The sequence below is a fragment of the Corynebacterium sp. UMB8791 genome (genome assembly GCF_054166365.1).
In genome coordinates, this window is sequence record NZ_JBSZCG010000085.1 from 1 (window position 1) to 311 (window position 311).

Sequence of the window (311 nt, forward strand, 5' to 3'; positions counted from 1 at the left end):
ATGGACGTTTCCGGCGCTCAGGCTATAAAACTGTCGGGTAGCTTCAACCACGGCTTCAGGTTTAAGCGCGGTCGCGGCGCTGTCGAGATAGACGCCCGCATCCTGAAGTGCGGGAAACTGGGCGCGAAACTGCGCGGGATTAAAAACGTTCATGGTACTCCTCGGCTTGATGAACCGATCGTGACGCAAAATTCACTTTGATACAAGGAGAGTGCTAACCATCAGAATTATCTGGATATCCTGGCGAAGCCGCGTCAGTAACATATGCTGAATAGTGTTAGGCGTTAATTTTAGCCGGCAAACTGGCTGCG

Annotated in this window: 1 protein-coding gene; it reads right to left on the bottom strand. The window is 51.8% G+C overall.

Annotated elements, in window-relative coordinates; all coding sequences use genetic code 11:
• Nucleotides 1-153 (bottom strand): aminotransferase class V-fold PLP-dependent enzyme (locus ACXIUA_RS02390; RefSeq protein WP_457976010.1); only part of this gene is annotated, 153 nt, incomplete at its 3' end.
• Nucleotides 154-311 lie beyond the last annotated feature (158 nt).